At 50.6% G+C, this 17,446-nt stretch carries 11 protein-coding genes and 1 riboswitch; of the genes, 1 reads left to right on the top strand and 10 read right to left on the bottom strand.

Annotation, left to right across the window (positions count from 1 at the left end; genetic code table 11):
• Positions 1-288 precede the first annotated feature (288 nt).
• From Q8M98_00220 to nadC, 10 genes are all read right to left on the bottom strand, one after another.
• A complete protein-coding gene (locus tag Q8M98_00220; GenBank protein ID MDP3113176.1) occupies positions 289-2,037 on the bottom strand; it encodes a [FeFe] hydrogenase, group A in 1,749 nt (582 codons plus the stop codon).
• A gap of 123 nt (positions 2,038-2,160) precedes the next feature.
• Positions 2,161-4,164 carry a T9SS type A sorting domain-containing protein gene (locus Q8M98_00215; GenBank protein ID MDP3113175.1) on the bottom strand — a complete coding sequence of 668 codons (2,004 nt, stop codon included), beginning with the start codon at positions 4,162-4,164 and terminating at the stop codon, positions 2,161-2,163.
• Positions 4,165-4,267: 103 nt separating this feature from the next.
• Positions 4,268-4,795, bottom strand: a complete 528-nt coding sequence (locus Q8M98_00210) for an NUDIX hydrolase (protein ID MDP3113174.1) — start codon at positions 4,793-4,795, stop codon at positions 4,268-4,270.
• Positions 4,795-5,574 carry a hydroxymethylpyrimidine/phosphomethylpyrimidine kinase gene (locus Q8M98_00205; protein MDP3113173.1) on the bottom strand — a complete coding sequence of 260 codons (780 nt, stop codon included), beginning with the start codon at positions 5,572-5,574 and terminating at the stop codon, positions 4,795-4,797. Before Q8M98_00205 ends, Q8M98_00210 begins: the two co-directional genes overlap by 1 nt.
• Entirely contained in the window at positions 5,567-6,847 is a 1,281-nt protein-coding gene (gene thiC / locus Q8M98_00200) for a phosphomethylpyrimidine synthase ThiC (protein ID MDP3113172.1), read from the bottom strand. Before thiC ends, Q8M98_00205 begins: the two co-directional genes overlap by 8 nt.
• Positions 6,844-7,497: a thiamine phosphate synthase gene (locus Q8M98_00195; GenBank protein MDP3113171.1), complete on the bottom strand. Its 654-nt coding sequence runs from the start codon at positions 7,495-7,497 to the stop codon at positions 6,844-6,846. The genes thiC and Q8M98_00195 overlap by 4 nt, the downstream gene beginning before the upstream one ends.
• 3 nt (positions 7,498-7,500) lie before the next feature.
• Entirely contained in the window at positions 7,501-8,274 is a 774-nt protein-coding gene (locus Q8M98_00190) for a sulfide-dependent adenosine diphosphate thiazole synthase (GenBank protein ID MDP3113170.1), read from the bottom strand.
• Positions 8,275-8,344: 70 nt separating this feature from the next.
• Positions 8,345-8,442, bottom strand: a riboswitch (TPP riboswitch).
• A 464-nt stretch (positions 8,443-8,906) separates the two neighbouring features.
• Positions 8,907-14,138: a carboxypeptidase regulatory-like domain-containing protein gene (locus tag Q8M98_00185; protein ID MDP3113169.1), complete on the bottom strand. Its 5,232-nt coding sequence runs from the start codon at positions 14,136-14,138 to the stop codon at positions 8,907-8,909.
• Between the two features lie 418 nt (positions 14,139-14,556).
• Entirely contained in the window at positions 14,557-15,285 is a 729-nt protein-coding gene (locus tag Q8M98_00180) for a C4-type zinc ribbon domain-containing protein (GenBank protein MDP3113168.1), read from the bottom strand.
• A gap of 2 nt (positions 15,286-15,287) precedes the next feature.
• Positions 15,288-16,109, bottom strand: coding sequence for a carboxylating nicotinate-nucleotide diphosphorylase (gene nadC, locus Q8M98_00175; GenBank protein MDP3113167.1), 822 nt, complete (start codon positions 16,107-16,109; stop codon positions 15,288-15,290).
• 396 nt (positions 16,110-16,505) lie between these two features.
• Between nadC and Q8M98_00170 the strand changes: the two genes are divergently transcribed.
• Positions 16,506-17,366 (top strand): DNA methyltransferase, encoded by an 861-nt coding sequence (locus Q8M98_00170; GenBank protein MDP3113166.1) that lies wholly within the window; start codon positions 16,506-16,508, stop codon positions 17,364-17,366.
• Positions 17,367-17,446 lie beyond the last annotated feature (80 nt).

Raw genomic sequence — 17,446 nt, 5'->3', positions numbered from 1 at the left:
TATGGTCGCGGCTATAAGCATAAGGCTTTTCCCCACGAAAAATGATTGATATTTACTGAAGTGTTTTCTGCGTAGACGATCTGTCAATTCAAGGCAACCCCTGCCTAAGGATGCCTTTCGCCCACTTTTCTTGATTTCCGGAACGCTAATTTATTGAAATTTAAGGGAATTTACTTGAACAGTCTCTTATTTTTTCTGTATATTGTAAAATCTGCCATCGGTGCGGGATGGGTCAAAGGAAAAGAGTCTCACTATCGGGCATGGCTTCACCCGTTCATCTGTTCACCCTTACACTTTCGTCAATTGCAGCGGTCTCGAGATGTAGCTGGTGTGCAGCAGTTTCTTCGCTTTGGCGGAATTGGGCTTGCCCAGGTATTCTTGATAGAGTTTCTGGATGGATCGGTTGTTGTGGGATTCGCGGCGCAGCATGCCGTCGTCTTCTTTATACAAGCCTTTGGCGCGTAAAACGCGAACGCGGTTTGTGGATGGATAGGGTTGTCCGCCACCGCCAACGCAGCCTCCGCGGCAAGCCATCACTTCCACAAAGTGGTAGGGCGGCTCCTCGCCTTTTTGTTTGGCATCGCGGATCTCGTTCATCAATTTGGCAACGTTGCCAAGGCCGGAGGCGACTCCGATGCGGATTTCTTTTCCGAGAATCTCGATCCTGCCTTTTTTTATACCCAGCGAGCCGCGGACAAAGTCTATCTTGGGATTGGGCAGTTCCTTGCCGGTGGCAAAAAAGAAAGCCGTGCGTAGAGCCGCTTCCATCACTCCTCCGGTGGCTCCGAAGATCGTTCCGGCGCCGCTGTATTCGCCCAGAGGGTTATCCGCCACTCCGTCAGGAAGTTGAGCAAGGTCAATGCCGCGGGTTTTGAGCATTCTTGCCAGTTCGCGGGTGGTGATGGTGAGATCGACGTCTTTGTGTCCGGAGGCATACATATCCTCCATGCGCTCGATCTCATATTTCTTTGCCGTGCATGGCATTACTGAAACGAGGAAGATTTTGTTCGGATCGAGATTCATCTTTTCCGCCCAATAAGTTTTGACCATCGTGCCCACCATTTGATGCGGGGATTTGGAAGATGAGAAATGGGGGATCAGATCGTGATGAAACTTTTCCAGATAGTCCACCCAGGAGGGACAGCAGGTGGTGATGAGCGGAAACCTTTCTGGATGCTCTGTGAAGACATGGACAAATTCGCTGGCTTCTTCCATGATCGTGAGATCGGCGCCGAAATTGGTGTCGAAGACATATTTGAAACCGAGCTCGCGCAAGGCGGAATACATCTTGCCGCTGACGTTGGCGCCGGGTTTCATGCCAAACTCCTCGCCCAAAGCGACTCTCACCGCCGGGGCTTCCTGTGCCACCAAAACCAGTTCCGGATCGTTCAACGCTGCCCAAAGCGGATCGGAATCGTCCACTTCATAGATCGCCGCGACAGGGCAGTGCGCAGAACATTGACCGCATTTGACGCATTCGCTCGTTTCCAAAGGACGGCTGAAAGTGGGACCCACAAAGGTCTCGAAACCGCGATCGGAATTCTCCAGAGCGTGAACGTCCTGGATCACGTCGCAGACATAGACGCAGCGTCCGCACTGGATGCAGTATGAGGGATCGAGAGTGATCGAGGGTGAGGATTCGTCCCTACCCTTGTATTTCTTTTTTATTTTTTTCAGGTTGAGATGGGGGATGGCGAGTTCCTGAGCTAACGCCTGCAGCTCGCAGCGTCCGTTTTTGATGCATTCGGGGCAGTTGTTGGGATGGTTTGAAAGGATGATCTCCAGGGCTTCACGACGCAGATCGATCAGTTTCTTGGCTCTCGTCTCGATCTTCATTCCTTCCTCGCAAGGAGTGGAACAAGCGCGCAGCACGCGTCCGCCGATCTCCACCATGCAGACTCCGCAGTTTCCGAAAGCGGGCAGATCTTCATGGTAGCAAAGATGCGGAACGTGGTATCCAGCTTTGGTGCAGGCGTGTAGCACCTTGGTGTTTTTGGCGACCTGGGTGGCTTTGCCGTTAATATAGACAGTTATCATATCTCATCTCCGGTAGTTTTTTGCTTTGTTTCACAAACAAATACGGCTTGAGATTGTGTCAAGCTTGAAATGGCAAAAGGGATATCAAACCGAAGGATGGATTACCATTCCATGGTTGCGGATTCACTTCACGACGACGAATCTCCGGGTGAGAACACTGCCGTCGGAATGTGTCATACGGATGAAATATACGCCGGAGCCCTTGTTTGCGAAGGGTATCAAGCTTTGCAGTGTTTGCTGCTGGATGCAGTGCTGGATCACTTTCTGTCCGCGCAGGTTGTAGATATCCATCTGCATGGGTTGCAGCATTGCGCCATCCGCGTCTTTTACAATTATTTGTCCATTCTGATAGCTGATCCGGTAGTCAGAGTATGGGGGCACATTGTTTCCGGAGGAATCGGTGCTAACGTGATAGTTGCGCAACTCTCCGGCATTGAACATCGGAGTATGATAGGTTTGATTGCCAAAGCGAAAGGAAAAATCGGTGATATCGCTATCCGACACATTCTCCAGAGTGATCAACAGAACTTTGGGGTTTGATGTACTGACTACCGAGATCACCCGCACTTTTTCGATTGCCAGCATCCGGTCAAAGATATTTTCCGCCGTACCGATCCAAAGACCCTTGTATGTGCGGTAATAATCAAGCATTTGCAGCATTTCGTCCACGTCGTCCCGCACTTCGAAATCGCCATTTTGGGCGATTTGGAAAAAACTGGTGACCGCAGGAGAATTGTTGAAACAAAAGTGTGTGTAGCTCAGATGCAAGCCCTTACTCGCGATCAGCTTATCCAAGTTTGCGGGAGTCATCAGATACTTAAAGCCCAGCATGCTCCAGCCATTATTATATGCCCAGGCTTCCATGCGGGTGCGTCCATAGAACCAGATCGGACGGGTAAATGCTTTGGCTTCATAGACCAGATGCGGCAGACGCCAGGCTTCTTCAAAGGCGTTGAAAGGGTTGGTGGGTGGTGTGTCCCCTGCCCAGATATAGTCGATGCCGGATTGATCAATGATGTCTCCGATAAAGTTTACGCTTTCCGGGTCCAGACCGTTGTAGCCCATGTTTTCAGGATTTGAGGGCAAGCCGTGATCGATCCACATACGAATGTTAAAAGGCAGCATATCAACTAACAAGGACTGTTGATTCACCTCGCGTGGATCCGCCAGATCTGTGTAGGAATGATAACCGATGCTGTTGCCGCGATCCCTGATCTTTGTCCACATCGATCCCATCGTAGCTATGTTTGATCCAAACACAGTGTTGGAAACAGGAATGCTGCGGGCAAAGAAACCCTGGGTGTAATACTTTGGATTGGCTGGATTGTTGCTGCCCTCAAAGACAGCCTGCAGCCTGCTCATCGTCTCTCCATCGGCATCGTTGGTAATGGAAAGCGCGGCTTTTTTCCCATGTGGCCAGCGATTAATTACCGGTAAATACGGCTTTTCGGAAAAGAACAGAAATGACCATGCAAAGGTGTTGCCGGCGCTTTGATACATGCAATCGCGCAGCAGGTTCACTTGAGCGGACTGGGGATTGAACACCCGAAAGAAATGTCCTTTATAGTCATATAATACGATCCTGTTTCCGGTCAGAGCTTCCACGCCCTCACACTCGTCATAGTTCGATGCCACGATCCAGAACCGGTTCGCTCCCCAAGCATATTCCACTGCTTTGTCCGTGAAAGGCATGATGTTGATGTCCATCGCGCTGTTGCTGTTGTAGATCGCTTCCGCACCCTTGAATAAGGTTGTCACCGGCATGATGTATCCGTCCATGGCGAGATACAATTCATGCAGATAGATCTCTTGTTTGAACAGCGCACGGGCTGTAGCGAGATATGCCTCAGCGCCGAGTCCCGGACGGGCTTTGAAGCTCAACACAATATCCATTTCCGGAGCCGTCCAGGTGATGCAAACGCTGTCTGGATAGGTCGTGCTAACTACGGTGAAACTCAGAGGTGTATAAATGTGTTCCGCGACGCGTTTGTCGCCGATGAGATTCATGTCGAAGCTGATGCTGTTTAAAACCAACCGGTTTGTGTTTTCCACGCTTATGGTTCCCCATGTCATCGTGGTAAAAAGCAGCAAAGATAGCAGCACAATCGGCGTTCTTCTCCTATGCATTTCTCTTTCCTTTAGCGCTCAGGCTGTTTATTTATCTATGTATGGACTTTAAGCCCTTCAGATATGCAAGAATCACGCCAATTCCTGTTGCCTTCAAAGGTCTTTATTTGGTGGATCCATTGGTTTCCAGATGGATGAATTCTCTGTGAGAGGCGAAAGCGATCGGCGGTAAGCAATCCAGGGGAAAGAACTTTGCTTCTTCGGCATCGTCTGCCGCGCAAAGAGTTCCACCCTCGATGGTTACCCGAAACCCGATGCTGAGAATGCGGTGATAGATGGGGCTGCTTCCAAAGTGCCATGATATGCAGTGGCTTATGCTTCCTATGAGTCCTGTTTCTTCTCTCAATTCAGACAGGGCGTTTTCCTCCGGTGTCATGTCAATTTCCATATAGCCACTGGGTAAAGCCCATTCTCCCGCTTTTGGGGCAAATTTCCTTTTTATCAGAAGGAGTTCATAGTTTTCATTCAAGGCTACCACTGCAACGGCAGGAACGGGATTCAGGTAATAGACCCAGCCGCAGGAAGGACAGATCGGACGGGGCTTATCTTCATGCTCGAAACGCGTTTCGAGTGCCGATCCGCAGCGGATGCAGTAGTTCACATTTTCGTAGAGATCGTGATGGTTATCCATTATTGATCCAGTTTCTGGGGATGGTCTTGGCTGTCAATTCCATTCCATTTGTCATAAATGTCGGATATCAGGTTTGAGGCTTTTTCAAAGGCATCCCGTGGAGACAGCGAATCTGCCAGAAAGCAGGTAAACGCCATCGAGAGAGCGCATCCGGTGCCATGGGAATAGCTCCATTTTTTCCTTGCTTTTTCAAAGATATGAAGCTCGTCGGGCGCGACGAAGGCTTCTCTGATCGTGTCTTCGCTATCGTGTCCGCCTTTGAGTAGAACACCGAGCGAGTGTTTTTGCGCCAGACTTTTAGCAGCATCGATGGCGGATTCGAAATCCTGAATTGGCATTTGAGCGAGCGAGGATAGCTCCGGATAGTTTGGCGCCACAAAGTTCGTGATTTGCAGTAGCTCTCTGTATGCGGCTATATCACAGGTATTTATCAATGGCAATCCGAGAGTCGGCGAAAGGACGGAATCAAGGACTATCTTGTATGAAGGATTTTTGGGAAGTAATCCACAGAGCAGATGCACCTGTTTGATATCGCAGAGAGCGCCGATCTTGATCCAGCGGGGAGGGTTCTTTCTCAGAGTATAGAGGAGCTGTTTTTCCAGGAACAAGAGGGAAGTGGGATGGATAAATTCCACCCCACGAACGCTTTGAAGAGTTATGCCAGTTTGGCAAACGCTTATTTCCCTCTTCAGCAGGGCACTGATTCTGATATCCTGGTTCAGTCCCGCTCCCCCTGACGAATCAAGCGCGCCGATGGAGAGTATTTTTGAGTTATTCACCGTGGTTTTCCCGGTCGGTTTTGATCGCGCAGAGGTTTCCGCACATCGTGCAATGGTCTTTTGCATCTGAAGAAGTTTCTTCTTTGCGTTTTCGGGCAAGAGCGGGATCGACACTAAGCTTGAAGATGGTTTCCCAATCCATGTTTCGTCTCGCGCAGGCGATCTGATCATCAATTGACCGGGCTTGGGGATGTTCTTTGGCGATATCTCCAATGTGGGCAGCGATGCGGGAAGCGATGATGCCTTGCTTCACATCGTCGAGATCGGGCAGACAGAGATGTTCGGCAGGAGTCACATAACACAGAAAATCGGCTCCGGCAGAAGCAGCAATGGCACCACCAATCGCTCCTGTGATATGATCGTATCCACTTGCAAAATCCGTGGGAAGAGGACCCAGAACATAGAATGGAGCATCAAAGCAAAGCTTTTTCTCGAGCTCCACATTTGTCCTGATATCATTGATGGGAACGTGACCGGGACCTTCCACCATCACCTGTACTCCCATATCCCAGGCGCGTTTGACCAATTCTCCCAAGACCATCAGTTCCGAAATTTGAGTATTATCCGTGGCGTCGCTAATGGCGCCCGGGCGGAAACCATCTCCGAGAGAAAGAGTTACGTCATATTTCTGGCAGATATTCAGGAGACGGTCAAAATCCTCATAAAGCGGGTTCTCACGCTTGGTATGCAGCATCCAGCGTTTGAGCAGCGAACCTCCGCGGCTCACGATTCCCAGCAAACGTTGATCTTTTTGATGGGCGGCAAGCGACCATTGGTTGATTCCGGCATGCACGGTGATAAAGTCCACTCCCTGAATTGCTTGGGTTTCGATTTCTTCAAAGAGCATTTCAGGCTCGAAACCGGTGATATTCTGCTGCTTTTGCTGAAGCATTGAGGCTACCGCATAGATGGGAACGGTGCCAAAGATGAGATCGGTTTCCCGGAGCATGATTTTGCGAATGGCGGATAGATCTCCGCCGGTGGAAAGATCCATCACGCTGTGAGCTCCGAACTCCTTGCAAAGGCGAAGTTTGGCGATTTCCGTCTCCATGTTGCATGCCAGAGCGGAGGTGCCGATGTTGGCATTGATCTTGGTGGAAAGATACTTGCCGATGCCGGTGGGGATGGCGTTTCGGTTTTTGTTGTGCGGAATCACCACTTTGCCGGATGCCACGAGGCTGCGCAGCTTTTCGGTGTCGATGTTTTCCTGCTCGGCTACTTTGAACAGTTCCGGGGTGAGATTACCTATTTGAGCGGCTTGTAATTGGGTCATTGTGTTTTCTCCTTGATCATGGTCATGACTGCACGGATTTTATCGGTTAATTCCGCCTTCTCCCTGGATCGGGTAAAATGCCGGATCATGGCTATGTTACGTGCTCCGGCAGCTAAAACCTCATTGAGATTGAAGGGAAAGATGCCCCCAATCGCGATAAGCGGAAGGGGCGCGATTTGGATCATCTGCTTTAGCAATCCAGTGCCGAGTGCGGCATCGGGGATCGCTTTCGCGGGAGTGGGATAGATGGGGCCAAAGCTCATATAATCCGGCTTTGGAACTACGTGAGCGGATTTGCAGAGCTCGATCAGGTTTGTCGCTTCCGCCACGCTGTGAGTGGAAACGCCGATGATTGATTTATCCGGCAGCAGAGAAAGCGTTTCCTGCCAGGGCAGATCATCGGAACCAAGATGAAGACCATCGGTCTCAGCCATGAGGCAAATATCAGCTCTGTCGTTGATTATCAGCTTGGTGTTTGATCCCTTGGTAGCAGCTTTCAGCCTTTTTGTCAGGAGCAGCAAATCTTTGTCCCGCATACGTTTCTCTCGCAACTGAAGCATCGGCACCTCTTCTCTCACGCAGATTTCGCAAAAGCTCTCATATTCCAGAATGGGATCGGTGATTACGATATAGAGTCCAAAATCCCGCATGAACTATCCCTTTGAGATTGCTCCGGCGATGATTTCGGCAGCCTTCACCCCTGATAGCAGCATTCCACCAAAGATAGGTCCCATTCTGTTGCTTCCGCTCACTCCGCAAGCCGCCATTCCTGAAACAAAGAGACCGGGATACACCGCTCCGGTGTGCTCCACGCATGCTTTTTCGCCTTCTGCGGCGTTCATGGATTTCTCATAGAGCACTATTTTGGAGGGAAGATCAAGCTCGACATGGTTTTTATTGGTTAGTATCGAGACAATTTCGCAAGGGTGTCCTGTTCCGTCCAAAACCGCTTTGGCAGAGATGGTCAGAGGGTCAACGTGCATTTTGGTGAGAGACACCGGCGTCCAATTGATCACGACACCGCTAACCGCGTTATTTTCCATGACGATATCTTCCACACTGATACCGGTGAAGATGGCGGCTCCGGCTTTGGCGGCATGGTAGATCAAAGCGGAGGTAGCTTCCACTGCGTCAACGAGATAGATCCCCGGTGATGCTTCAAAATAGCCGATTCCGTATTTTTCCAGAATTGGGATAGCCGCGGTTTGGACAACGATCTGATTGAAGAGCATCGCTCCTCCCCACATCCCACCTCCTGGAGCAAGTTTCTTTTCAAAAACTGCGGTTTTGATCCCTTTGGCGGCAAGCTCGGCAGCGCAAACCAAGCCTGAGGGACCTGCTCCCACGATTACTACATCGGTCTGCAAATGCGCTTGCAGCTTTGCAAACCAGCCTTTTACGATGGCGGATGAAATCTGATGTTCCATGCTATTTTCCCCTTGATATATTTTCAGGGGGGATTGCTAAGATTTGACCTTCGAGGGAAGTGAATAATCGCATTTTGCGGTGTTTACTTTCCTACGCCGGTATTATCCGGATCAGGTTCGAAGGGTATTATCTCAGCCGGACGATGTCCAGCACCCCTGTATGAGGTTCATTTTGGTAAAGGGGGGATGGCTGTCAAGAACAATCTCCGATATGGAACGCGGAGGAACGAATTGAGACTTCGCTTTAACCCAAAATTCCGCCGTTGACATCCAACAGAAGCTTTAACTCCTTTACAGGATGTGTTTTAAGTCAAAGACTGGATTCCTTCGCTGGAATGACGGGTTCACTCAATCCGTTTCTTCCCCCTTAGCATTACGGAATCAATACGGACTCATTACGGACTAAGTCCGTATTGACTCCGTAATGCTCTCGGGAAAGGTGCCCTGTAGCGCAGCATGCCGATGCTGCGGAGGTGGAAAGGTGAGAGATGTTCACCTGTTCACCCATTCACTTGAACCTCACATCCTTCGCAGCATCGGTATGCTGCGCTACAGGCATACCTTTCCACCCCAAAAAAAAGCCCCGGACTGCGAACAATCCGGGGCTTCACGGTTCTTATCGTTCCGACGAATTACTTCATCAGAATCATTTTTTTGGTGCTGCTGTATTTGCCGGCGCTCATTTTGTAGTAATAAACACCGCTGGATACGGCACGGTTGTTGTTGTCTGTTCCTCTCCAGATGACGGAATGATTTCCGCTTTCTTTGATTTCGTTCAAGAGGGTTTTGACAAGCTGTCCTTTTACGTTGTAGATATCGATGGTGACCAAGGAGGCATCCCTCACGCCGAAGGAAATGGTGGTCTCCGGATTGAAGGGATTCGGGAAGTTGTTGTGCAGCTCGGTGGCAACCACGGGAACAGAGTTGTCGTCATTGGAAACGCCGCCGGTGATGAGAACATCATCCACGAAGAGGATGAACGCATCCGCCGAAACGCACTGAATACCCACATAAAACGGCTGCGTATAGCTGCTGACGTTGTAGGTATATTCAGTCCATGCGACCGGCACCGAAATGTATTGGGCGCCGCTGATGATAGTGAAGTTGTTGGGGTTGGTTCCGGTGGTGGAAACGCCGACCTTCATTCTTTCAAGTCCATACAGTGCGGTATAGGATCTTGCCCAGAACTTGACTTGATTGGCGTTTGCCGGCAACTGCGGAGTGATCATCCAGTCGTTGTTCAGAGGGCTAGAGGTAGGGTTAGTGGCAGCGAAACAGGCAGCCATCTTGATTCCGCCGTGAGGTGCAGCGTCTGTGACGGGCGGGGTCGTGGCGGAAGGCACGAAGATGATGTAAGACATCGCTTCTCCGGCATTTGGCCATGTGGTATTGGCAATGGTGTAGGTGGGGCTTTGATCGACGTCCACGAGAGTCCATGGCGCGAAGGTGAGCGCGAAGTTTGCATAGGTCTCAAAGCCGTCCACCAGGATGTTTATGCTGGCGGGAAGCTGGAAGTTCACGGTGGTGGTCTGTCCAGTCACGACTACTACTCCGGTCTGTGAGACGGGGGAGTAGTTCGGGTGGCTGGCGGTCACGGTGTGAGTTCCTGCCAAAACCTGCATGCTGTATGCTCCGCCGGCGTTGGTGGTAGCGGTCACGGTTCCGACCGTCACGGTGGCGCCTGAGATCGCAACGTTTGTCATAGTGCGAACGACACCGGCGATGGTGCCGATCGTGACAACTTTCTGCAGAGCGTTGGAGAATGCGGGTATGGACATCGCGCCGCCGGTGTATTCGGCTTTCACAGCCCATTTATACATGCCTGCGGGCAGCGGTCCCCAACCAGTATCCTGATAGGCAGTGGCGCTGATGGCATTCGGGGTGAGCGAAGTCCAGAGAGTTTCATTTCCTTCCTGTCCTTGCAGCAGACGCCAGACCTTGTACCCGACGAGGGGGCGGTCCATATTGCTGTGTTGTCCTGGGAAGGCGGATTTGAGGCTGATCGGACTGATCGCAGGAGCCGCGGTGGGAGCTGAATATCCCACGTAGCCCTGGATGTTCCAGTTATAGTTCAAGCTCGGAGCAAGGGCAAGCAGAGTAGTCCAGGCATTTTGCCAGTAGATCATGTTTCCGAAGCCGGTGATTGCAGGACCAGCATCGCAACCGGCGGGATATCCGGTGGTCACGTTGCAGTTATAGCCAAACCAGAGTTCATCGGAACCGGTGATGGCGATGGGCTGGCTCAAGACCACTGTGTTATAGGTATCAAGCACGGGTGTGAAGGCTTGGGAGTGAGCCATGGTTGCGGGAGCGGTAGCAGTTCCTCCGGTCCAGACTTTGGCTGTGAAGGTGCCCGCTTGGGCAGGCCACAGTTTCAGAGCATAGAGGCTCATGCCGACGTAGTTTGTGAGAGCGGACGGAGGGAAGCGGATGGCGACGTCAAAGTTTGCCACACCGTTGGTGCCGATGCTGTCGTTGTTTTCGCCGCTATCATAATTGATCCATGCGCCGCCACCGGTGCCGGGAGCATTCCAGGTGACGTTCACGTTGTTTCCTGCGATCGCAGCCAGCACTCCGGTCACAGGGAGAGTGATCTCGGTGAGCGCGAAGTTTTGGGTGGTAGTCTGTTGACCAACGATCACGACGTTGTTTTGCGTGACGGTCTGATATCCGGGTTTGGCGCAGGTGACGTTGTAGGTTCCGGCATAGATGGAGATGTTGTAAACGCCGGCGGCGTTTGAGGTTCCGCTATAGGTGCCGGCAGTGATGATTGCGCCGGCTATCGGTGTGGTACTGTCAAACACGGTGACCGTTCCGGTGAGGATACCCATCATGCCTTTATGGATTTCGTTTGAGAAAGCGGGGATGGACATCACGCTGTTTGTATAGACCGCTTTCACGGCATATTTATAGACTCCGGAGGGAAGAGGTCCCCAGGTGGTGTCTGTGTAGTTGGTGGGGGTGATGTTGGCAGGAGTGAGCTGAGTCCACAGGGATTCGTTGGCTTGGTTGGCAGCCAGAAGACGCCACACTCTGTAGCCGAGCAGGACGCGATCGGAGTTGCTGGGCTCGTTGATCTCAAGGACGGGTTCCTGCAATCTGGGGTTGTTGACCATGGCGCGGCTAACTGGTAAGCCAGGGGTCACATTCATGGCAAAGCCTTGGTTTTCACCAGCGCTTTTGGTGGTGAAGGAATCTGCAGGGAACTGCATCACACCGGCAGGAGAGCCGATGGAAATGTCGTCCATAAACCACACATACCACAGACCGTCATTGGCGGGTCCGTCCACAGCATGCCAGGAAATCTTGATCTGCTGTCCGGCATAGGCGTTCAGGTTTATGTTGATCGGGGTGGTATAATAGTTCCAGCCTCCGGTGAGAGCAGTGGCATCCCATAGGGTTGTCCAGGTGCTGCCGTTGTTTGTGGAGATTTTCACATAATAGTGATCCTGATTGGTGCTGCCAAGGAACACATAACTCCAGAAGGTCAGATTGGCATTGGGTGGGCAGGCAAATTGCGGAGTGATGAGCCATTCATCCTGATGGTTATAGCTCCACCACAAACCGGTCTGCCAAGCTCCGCCGTGCGGTGGCACGGGAGGGGTCATAGCGACCGTTCCGAAGCGACACCAGGTGGGAGCGACGCCGGTGGTTCCGGGAGCGCTGGTATCGGTGATGACCTGGCTCCAACCGGTAGGTGGGAAGGTTGTTGCTTCGAAATCTTGTGTGATTCCCGCCGCGCCGCCTGCTGGAGGCTGCCAAGTGAGATTCACCTGGGTGAAGGTGGCGTTTTCAACGGCTTGCACCGCGTAGGGTGGATAAGCCATTTCGTTGACGATGACGTCGCCCATGTTCAAGTTGACGGTGCCGACTACGGCTTGACCCGTGGCGGGTTGGTAGCCGGTCGCAGTGGCGACATAGTTATAGGTCTGGCTGGCATACACGCCGGTGATGGTGAAGTTTCCAGTGGCATTAGTGGTGGCGTTGTATGGCGCATAACCGGTGAGAGCAATGGTGGCGCCGGCAATACCAACTGTAGGTGTATCGCTGCCGACGATGCGTCCGGTCACGGTCACCTGGGTCAGCGGAACCAGAGTGAAGTTTTGCGTGGTGGCTTGGTTTTCAGTGATGGTAACGTTGTGAGTCACAGTGCCAAAACCGAGTTTGGCGGCTGTCACTTGCTGTGCTCCGATATTTACATAGCCGAAGTTATATGTTCCATCCGCGCCTGTAGTAAAGGTCAAAGTGGTGTTGAGCACAGTGACGAGGGCACCGGCAAGCGGCACGTTTCCAGGTCCGAAAACGGTTCCATTCAGAGAGCCCATACCGCCTACGACCATCATGAAGGTGGTCCTGGGGAACTGACCGGAAATTGTGGCGGTTGCGGGAGGATTGGTTGGATCATAGACCGTGGTGTCGGATTGGACGTTACGGCTTCTGTTTGTGCCCACGGTTTGACAGTCAAAGTAGTCGCTGGGCGAGAAATAATCTGTGTCCATGGGACGTTGGACCATCATTGCCAGGTTTCCTCCGGCAAAGACGAAGGGTGTGGCAAGCGGGATCATGATATTGTTAGGTCCCGAAGGATAGTTCACGGTACCATCAAAGACAAGAGTCATCTGAGTGGAGGGGATCCATCCGGCGGTAAGATTGGTCTGCGTGGTTACAGCAAGCCAGATCTTGGTGGGTTTGTTCTGGAGGGGGGTGACGAAGTTGTTGTAGAATCGAAGCTCGGTGATCAAACCGCCGACATTCATTTCGCTTGACTGATAGATGGTTTGGAAAAGGGAATTCATCCAATACATGTCAACGGGAAGACGGGCAGCTTGTCCGCCGTTTCCGACTGTGTGGGCAACGACGCCTGCAGCCTGAACGACGATGTTCAGGAGCGGGGTTTGGTCATTTGCCGGATTCTGATCTCCGGCGAGGACGACCTTGCCATAGAGCGAGGCTGGCCCAGTCACGGTGGGAGTCCAAGGCATGTTAAAGGTCAGAATTTCATTGGGTGCAATTGCGGTTCCGGCAACGGAGCCCAATTCCACATTGGTGCCGCTGAATAGCTTTACCAAATAGGTGGTCTGGGGGTTGCTGCCGCGGTTGCGAACCGAGATCGTATAGATTGAGGGGATGCCTACCGAAGGGCCGGTGGCTCCAGTGATGGAAAGGGCTGCCAGATCATTCGCGGCGGACACGACAGGATTGAATTCATAAATCGTGCCCTGAAGCGGGAATGTGGCAACTGCAATGTTTTCGGCGGTCATGGATGCGGTAGCCGTCGCTGATGGGGTCACGCTATAATACCATCCGCTTCCACCGGGTGCCATGTTGATGCCGATCGATGCCGAAGCGGCTGCCGGCGTTCCCGTTGAGGGACCATAGACCATGTCGATCTTGCCGGTTTCATAGATGCGAGCCTGGAAACTAAACTGGTTGGTTGCGCTGTAGTTCCATTTGGCGTCGGTGAATTGAACCGTGAAGATACGGTTGGGAGCTGTGCCGCTCAATAGATACTGCACTGTGCCGGAGCCCATGTGCAGATCGTCCCAAAGCGGGGCAATGACCGGTCTGATGGTTGTCGAAGCCAGTACGTTGGTCAAATTGTTAAGGGTTTGCGCAGTGCCGATGCCGACCCATCCATTGGATGAGATTTTGATCTCAGTGAAACTGTTTTCACCATAGGCGAAAGTAAATCCCAAGGGGATTGCAGCCGAAAGCGCATCATCGACATGGATGCTCGGAACCGCGGTCCCTGTGATTGTGTTGTATGTCCCGGTGGTGGCATTGAAAGTATAAAAATCGTCAATGCCCGCATAGGACAAACATACTGTGATTATCATCACGAGTAGTAATGATAGTCGTTTCATAGTTTTCTCCTTTTCCCATGTTTGATTATCTGGGTTATTATGCTGTTTATTTTTTTGGTTGTCGCTTTGCCAAATGGCTAAGGAACACCCGCCTCAATAGTTGATGTACAATACACGTCATCCTAAAACACCACAATCGTGGGATTCACACTCTATGGTATGAGGAAAAAAGATACCCCATTTGCGCCATGTAGTTTTGCCGCACATATTCTGTCAAGAAAGAAATTGCAGTTTTCCCCATTCATATCGATTTTGCCACAGATCTGCCGGGTATTTTGGGGGCTTGTTTCGTGTTTGCGAAAGCCCCAAACGGGTGAAAAAAACCAGTAATTGAACGAAGCAGTTTCCGCCCTGGAAACTGGAGTATTATGTAAATAAACGTCTTAACCATTTATTGAAGTAAGAGCTGACAGCTTGCTCAAGTTTCAGGTTCCGGATCTTCAAACTTCATGATCAGAATCCTGCCGCAGCTCTCGCAAGTGTTGATTTTTTTGCGCAGCTCCAGCTCGATGCGGATCTGGGGACGGATCACGAATCCGCAACCTCCGCAGGCGCCGTTGATGCTATAGACCACTGCCTGGTTGCCTTTGTTCTTGATCATATTGCCATATTGCTTGATCAGGTTTGTGGGCAAGGTGCGGGCAAGCTCATTACGCATGGCGCGGGTGCTTTCGATCTCGGATTCGAGCTTTTCGATCTGGGCTCTCAGATCGCCTTCTTTTTCGCGTTTATGCTTTTCAGCGGCTTCCAGCACGGCTTTGTCAAGGGAGGATTGTTCTTTGATCACGCTTTCCTGATCCAGCAGCTCGATTTCCTGGGACTCAAGATCGGAGATCTTGTCCTTGAGATAGATGATCTCGCTATTGAGAGCTTTGTATTCCTTGTTCGTCTTGATCTCGGAAAGCTGGGTGGAGTATTTTTTGATCTGATCGGTGTATTGTTTGACGTCACCTTCGATAGAGCGTTGCTTCTTTGCCAGCTCGGCTCGCTGGGTTTCGGTATTGAGAAGGTTGATAGTCGCCTGATCGACGCTTTCGATGATGTCGTTAAGTTGTTTGGGCAGTTCTTGTTGCAGGACTTTATAGCGTCCGATCTTGTCGTCCAGAGCTTGCATCTTGCAAAGGGTTCTGAGCTGGGTTTCCACCACGTTTACTCCTTGAATAAAAGGCTGATATCCAGTGATTTATAGCTATGGGTGAGCGCTCCGCTGGAGATGAAGTGCACACCCGTCCTGGCATAAGCCAGAATGTTTGATTGATTGACGCCGCCGGAGACTTCGAGTTCGATCTTTTTGCCATAGCGTTTCACAGCCGCTTTGATTTCCGGGATACTCATATTGTCCAACATCGCCCGGTCCGCACCGGCGAGGAAGGCTTCTTCGAGCTCGAGGATGTTTGTGACTTCGACCTCGATCTTATAGTTGGTGTTTTGGCTTTTGACGCGGGAAACCGCCTTGACGATGGATCCGCAGGCGCGAATGTGATTTTCCTTGATCAGGATCATGTCATAGAGGCCAAAGCGGTGATTGAATCCTCCGCCCACGCGCACGGCATATTTTTCCAAAGCGCGCAGCAGGGGTGTCGTTTTGCGGGTGTCCAAAAGTTTTGCATTCGTGGATTTGATGATATCGACGAAAGAGCGGGTCTGAGTGGCGATGCCGCTGAGGCGTTGGATAAAATTGAGCGCGGTGCGTTCTCCCTGCAGGATGGAAGCCGGTTTGCCTTCGATACGCATGATCTCGTCACCGGGCTTGACGCTATCTCCATCTTTGCGATAAAGTGTCACTCTGAGGTCAATATCCACTGCTTTAAAGACCTTTTTTGCGATATCGGCTCCTGCCAATACCCCTGCCGCCTTGGCGATCATGAAGGCAATGCTTGCTTCGGGACCGAGCTCAAGATAGCGGGTGGTGATATCTCCGCTCCCGATATCTTCCGCAAGGCTCAGTTTGATGATCTTGTCAATTTCCATCATCCCTCCCAAAAAGAAAAAAGGCATCTGCAATAATGCAAATGCCTCAATTTATAGCATAAGTTTTCGTTAGCTCGTATCTCTTTACTTCGGAAACACATATATATTCAAACCTCTTATTATGTGCCAGTTATTCCGAAGGGAAGTTCTTGTCAAGAAACAAAAATAACCCATGCTTCCCGCCGCCCGGATGGGGCTGTCTCTCATCTCTGTGAAGCTCTGTATTCAAATCATCTTTTCTCTGCTTTTACTCGGTTTTTGCTCCGCCTTCCTCGGTGTTTATAGAAGTTAGCCGTGCCACGATCCGCTTGGAGGATCAACTATATAAATGATATTGACGTATAGGGCATACTCATTAAAATGGCGTTAGATGAGTAAGAATCGGGATGGATAAGCATGATAAGCGAGAGTATCGAAAATCTCAAAAATGATCTTAAGTCTTTGACCTACACCAGGTCTTGTAGCTGTGGAGCTACAAATATAAACGGCATGAGTCCTAAAGAATGGCTGATCTCTCAGATTGGGGTGTGGCAGTTTCTCTATGAAAAAAGGGATATAAGAGATAAAATCTTACACCCTGCGACTTTTCCAATAAGTCTGGCAAAAAAGATCGTGTCACTCTTCACGCATGAAGGCGAACTCGTAGTAGATCCTTTTGTCGGTAGTGGAACCACATTAGTCGCTGCACAAGATTTGAATCGATATTCTGTGGGATTCGATTTGAGCCAAAAATATGTTGATCTTTGTGATGAACGCCTGGCTCAGCAAAACACATTTAACAAATGTCAGCAAATCGCGATCGCTGATGATGCCAGACATATTAACCAATACTTTACAGAAAATGCTGTTAGCCTTATCTGGACATCTCCTCCTTATTCAAACCTGTTAAATAGAAAACGGAAAAACAAATCTCGGAGAGATAGAGATAATGACCAACTCGACAAAATTGAACAATACTCCCAGGATGAAAGAGACCTTGGAACATACTCGGTAGAAAAGTGGGCAATTGCAATGGAGGACATATTCGAAGGCATGCTTCCTCTATTAAAACCTAAAGGGCATTGTGTGATCAACGTTCCTGATTTTTGGTGGGAAAACAAACGCATTATCTTGCACGTTTTTCTGATTGAAGAAATGCAGAAAAGAGGGTATGAACTACGGAATACTATCATCTGGGATAGAACAAACATAGTAAATAAGACTCCCTGGAAAAAACTCAATTTTTATGAATTTGCTCTGCCTGCGAGTTTGGGTTAGTAGTTGCCAGTTTGGGCAACAGCATTTCAAAATGAGCCTGAATAACTACAATAATCGCAACCAAAGTGGCAATAAGCAAC

The organism is Candidatus Cloacimonadaceae bacterium (genome assembly GCA_030693415.1).
Lineage (GTDB): Bacteria > Cloacimonadota > Cloacimonadia > Cloacimonadales > Cloacimonadaceae > JAUYAR01.
Note: the sequence above shows the minus strand (reverse complement) of the source record. Positions and strands in the feature narration are given on the sequence as shown.

Excerpts from the sequence above, each read along its gene's own strand:
- Q8M98_00220 (MDP3113176.1), bottom strand. The coding sequence starts at position 2,037 with ATGATAACTGTCTATATTAACGGCAAAGCCACCCAGGTCGCCAAAAAC.
- Q8M98_00215 (MDP3113175.1), bottom strand. The coding sequence starts at position 4,164 with ATGCATAGGAGAAGAACGCCGATTGTGCTGCTATCTTTGCTGCTTTTT.
- Q8M98_00210 (MDP3113174.1), bottom strand. The coding sequence starts at position 4,795 with ATGGATAACCATCACGATCTCTACGAAAATGTGAACTACTGCATCCGC.
- thiC (MDP3113172.1), bottom strand. The coding sequence starts at position 6,847 with ATGACCCAATTACAAGCCGCTCAAATAGGTAATCTCACCCCGGAACTG.
- Q8M98_00195 (MDP3113171.1), bottom strand. The coding sequence starts at position 7,497 with ATGCGGGATTTTGGACTCTATATCGTAATCACCGATCCCATTCTGGAA.
- Q8M98_00190 (MDP3113170.1), bottom strand. The coding sequence starts at position 8,274 with ATGGAACATCAGATTTCATCCGCCATCGTAAAAGGCTGGTTTGCAAAG.
- Q8M98_00185 (MDP3113169.1), bottom strand. The coding sequence starts at position 14,138 with ATGAAACGACTATCATTACTACTCGTGATGATAATCACAGTATGTTTG.
- nadC (MDP3113167.1), bottom strand. The coding sequence starts at position 16,109 with ATGGAAATTGACAAGATCATCAAACTGAGCCTTGCGGAAGATATCGGG.
- Q8M98_00170 (MDP3113166.1), top strand. The coding sequence starts at position 16,506 with ATGATAAGCGAGAGTATCGAAAATCTCAAAAATGATCTTAAGTCTTTG.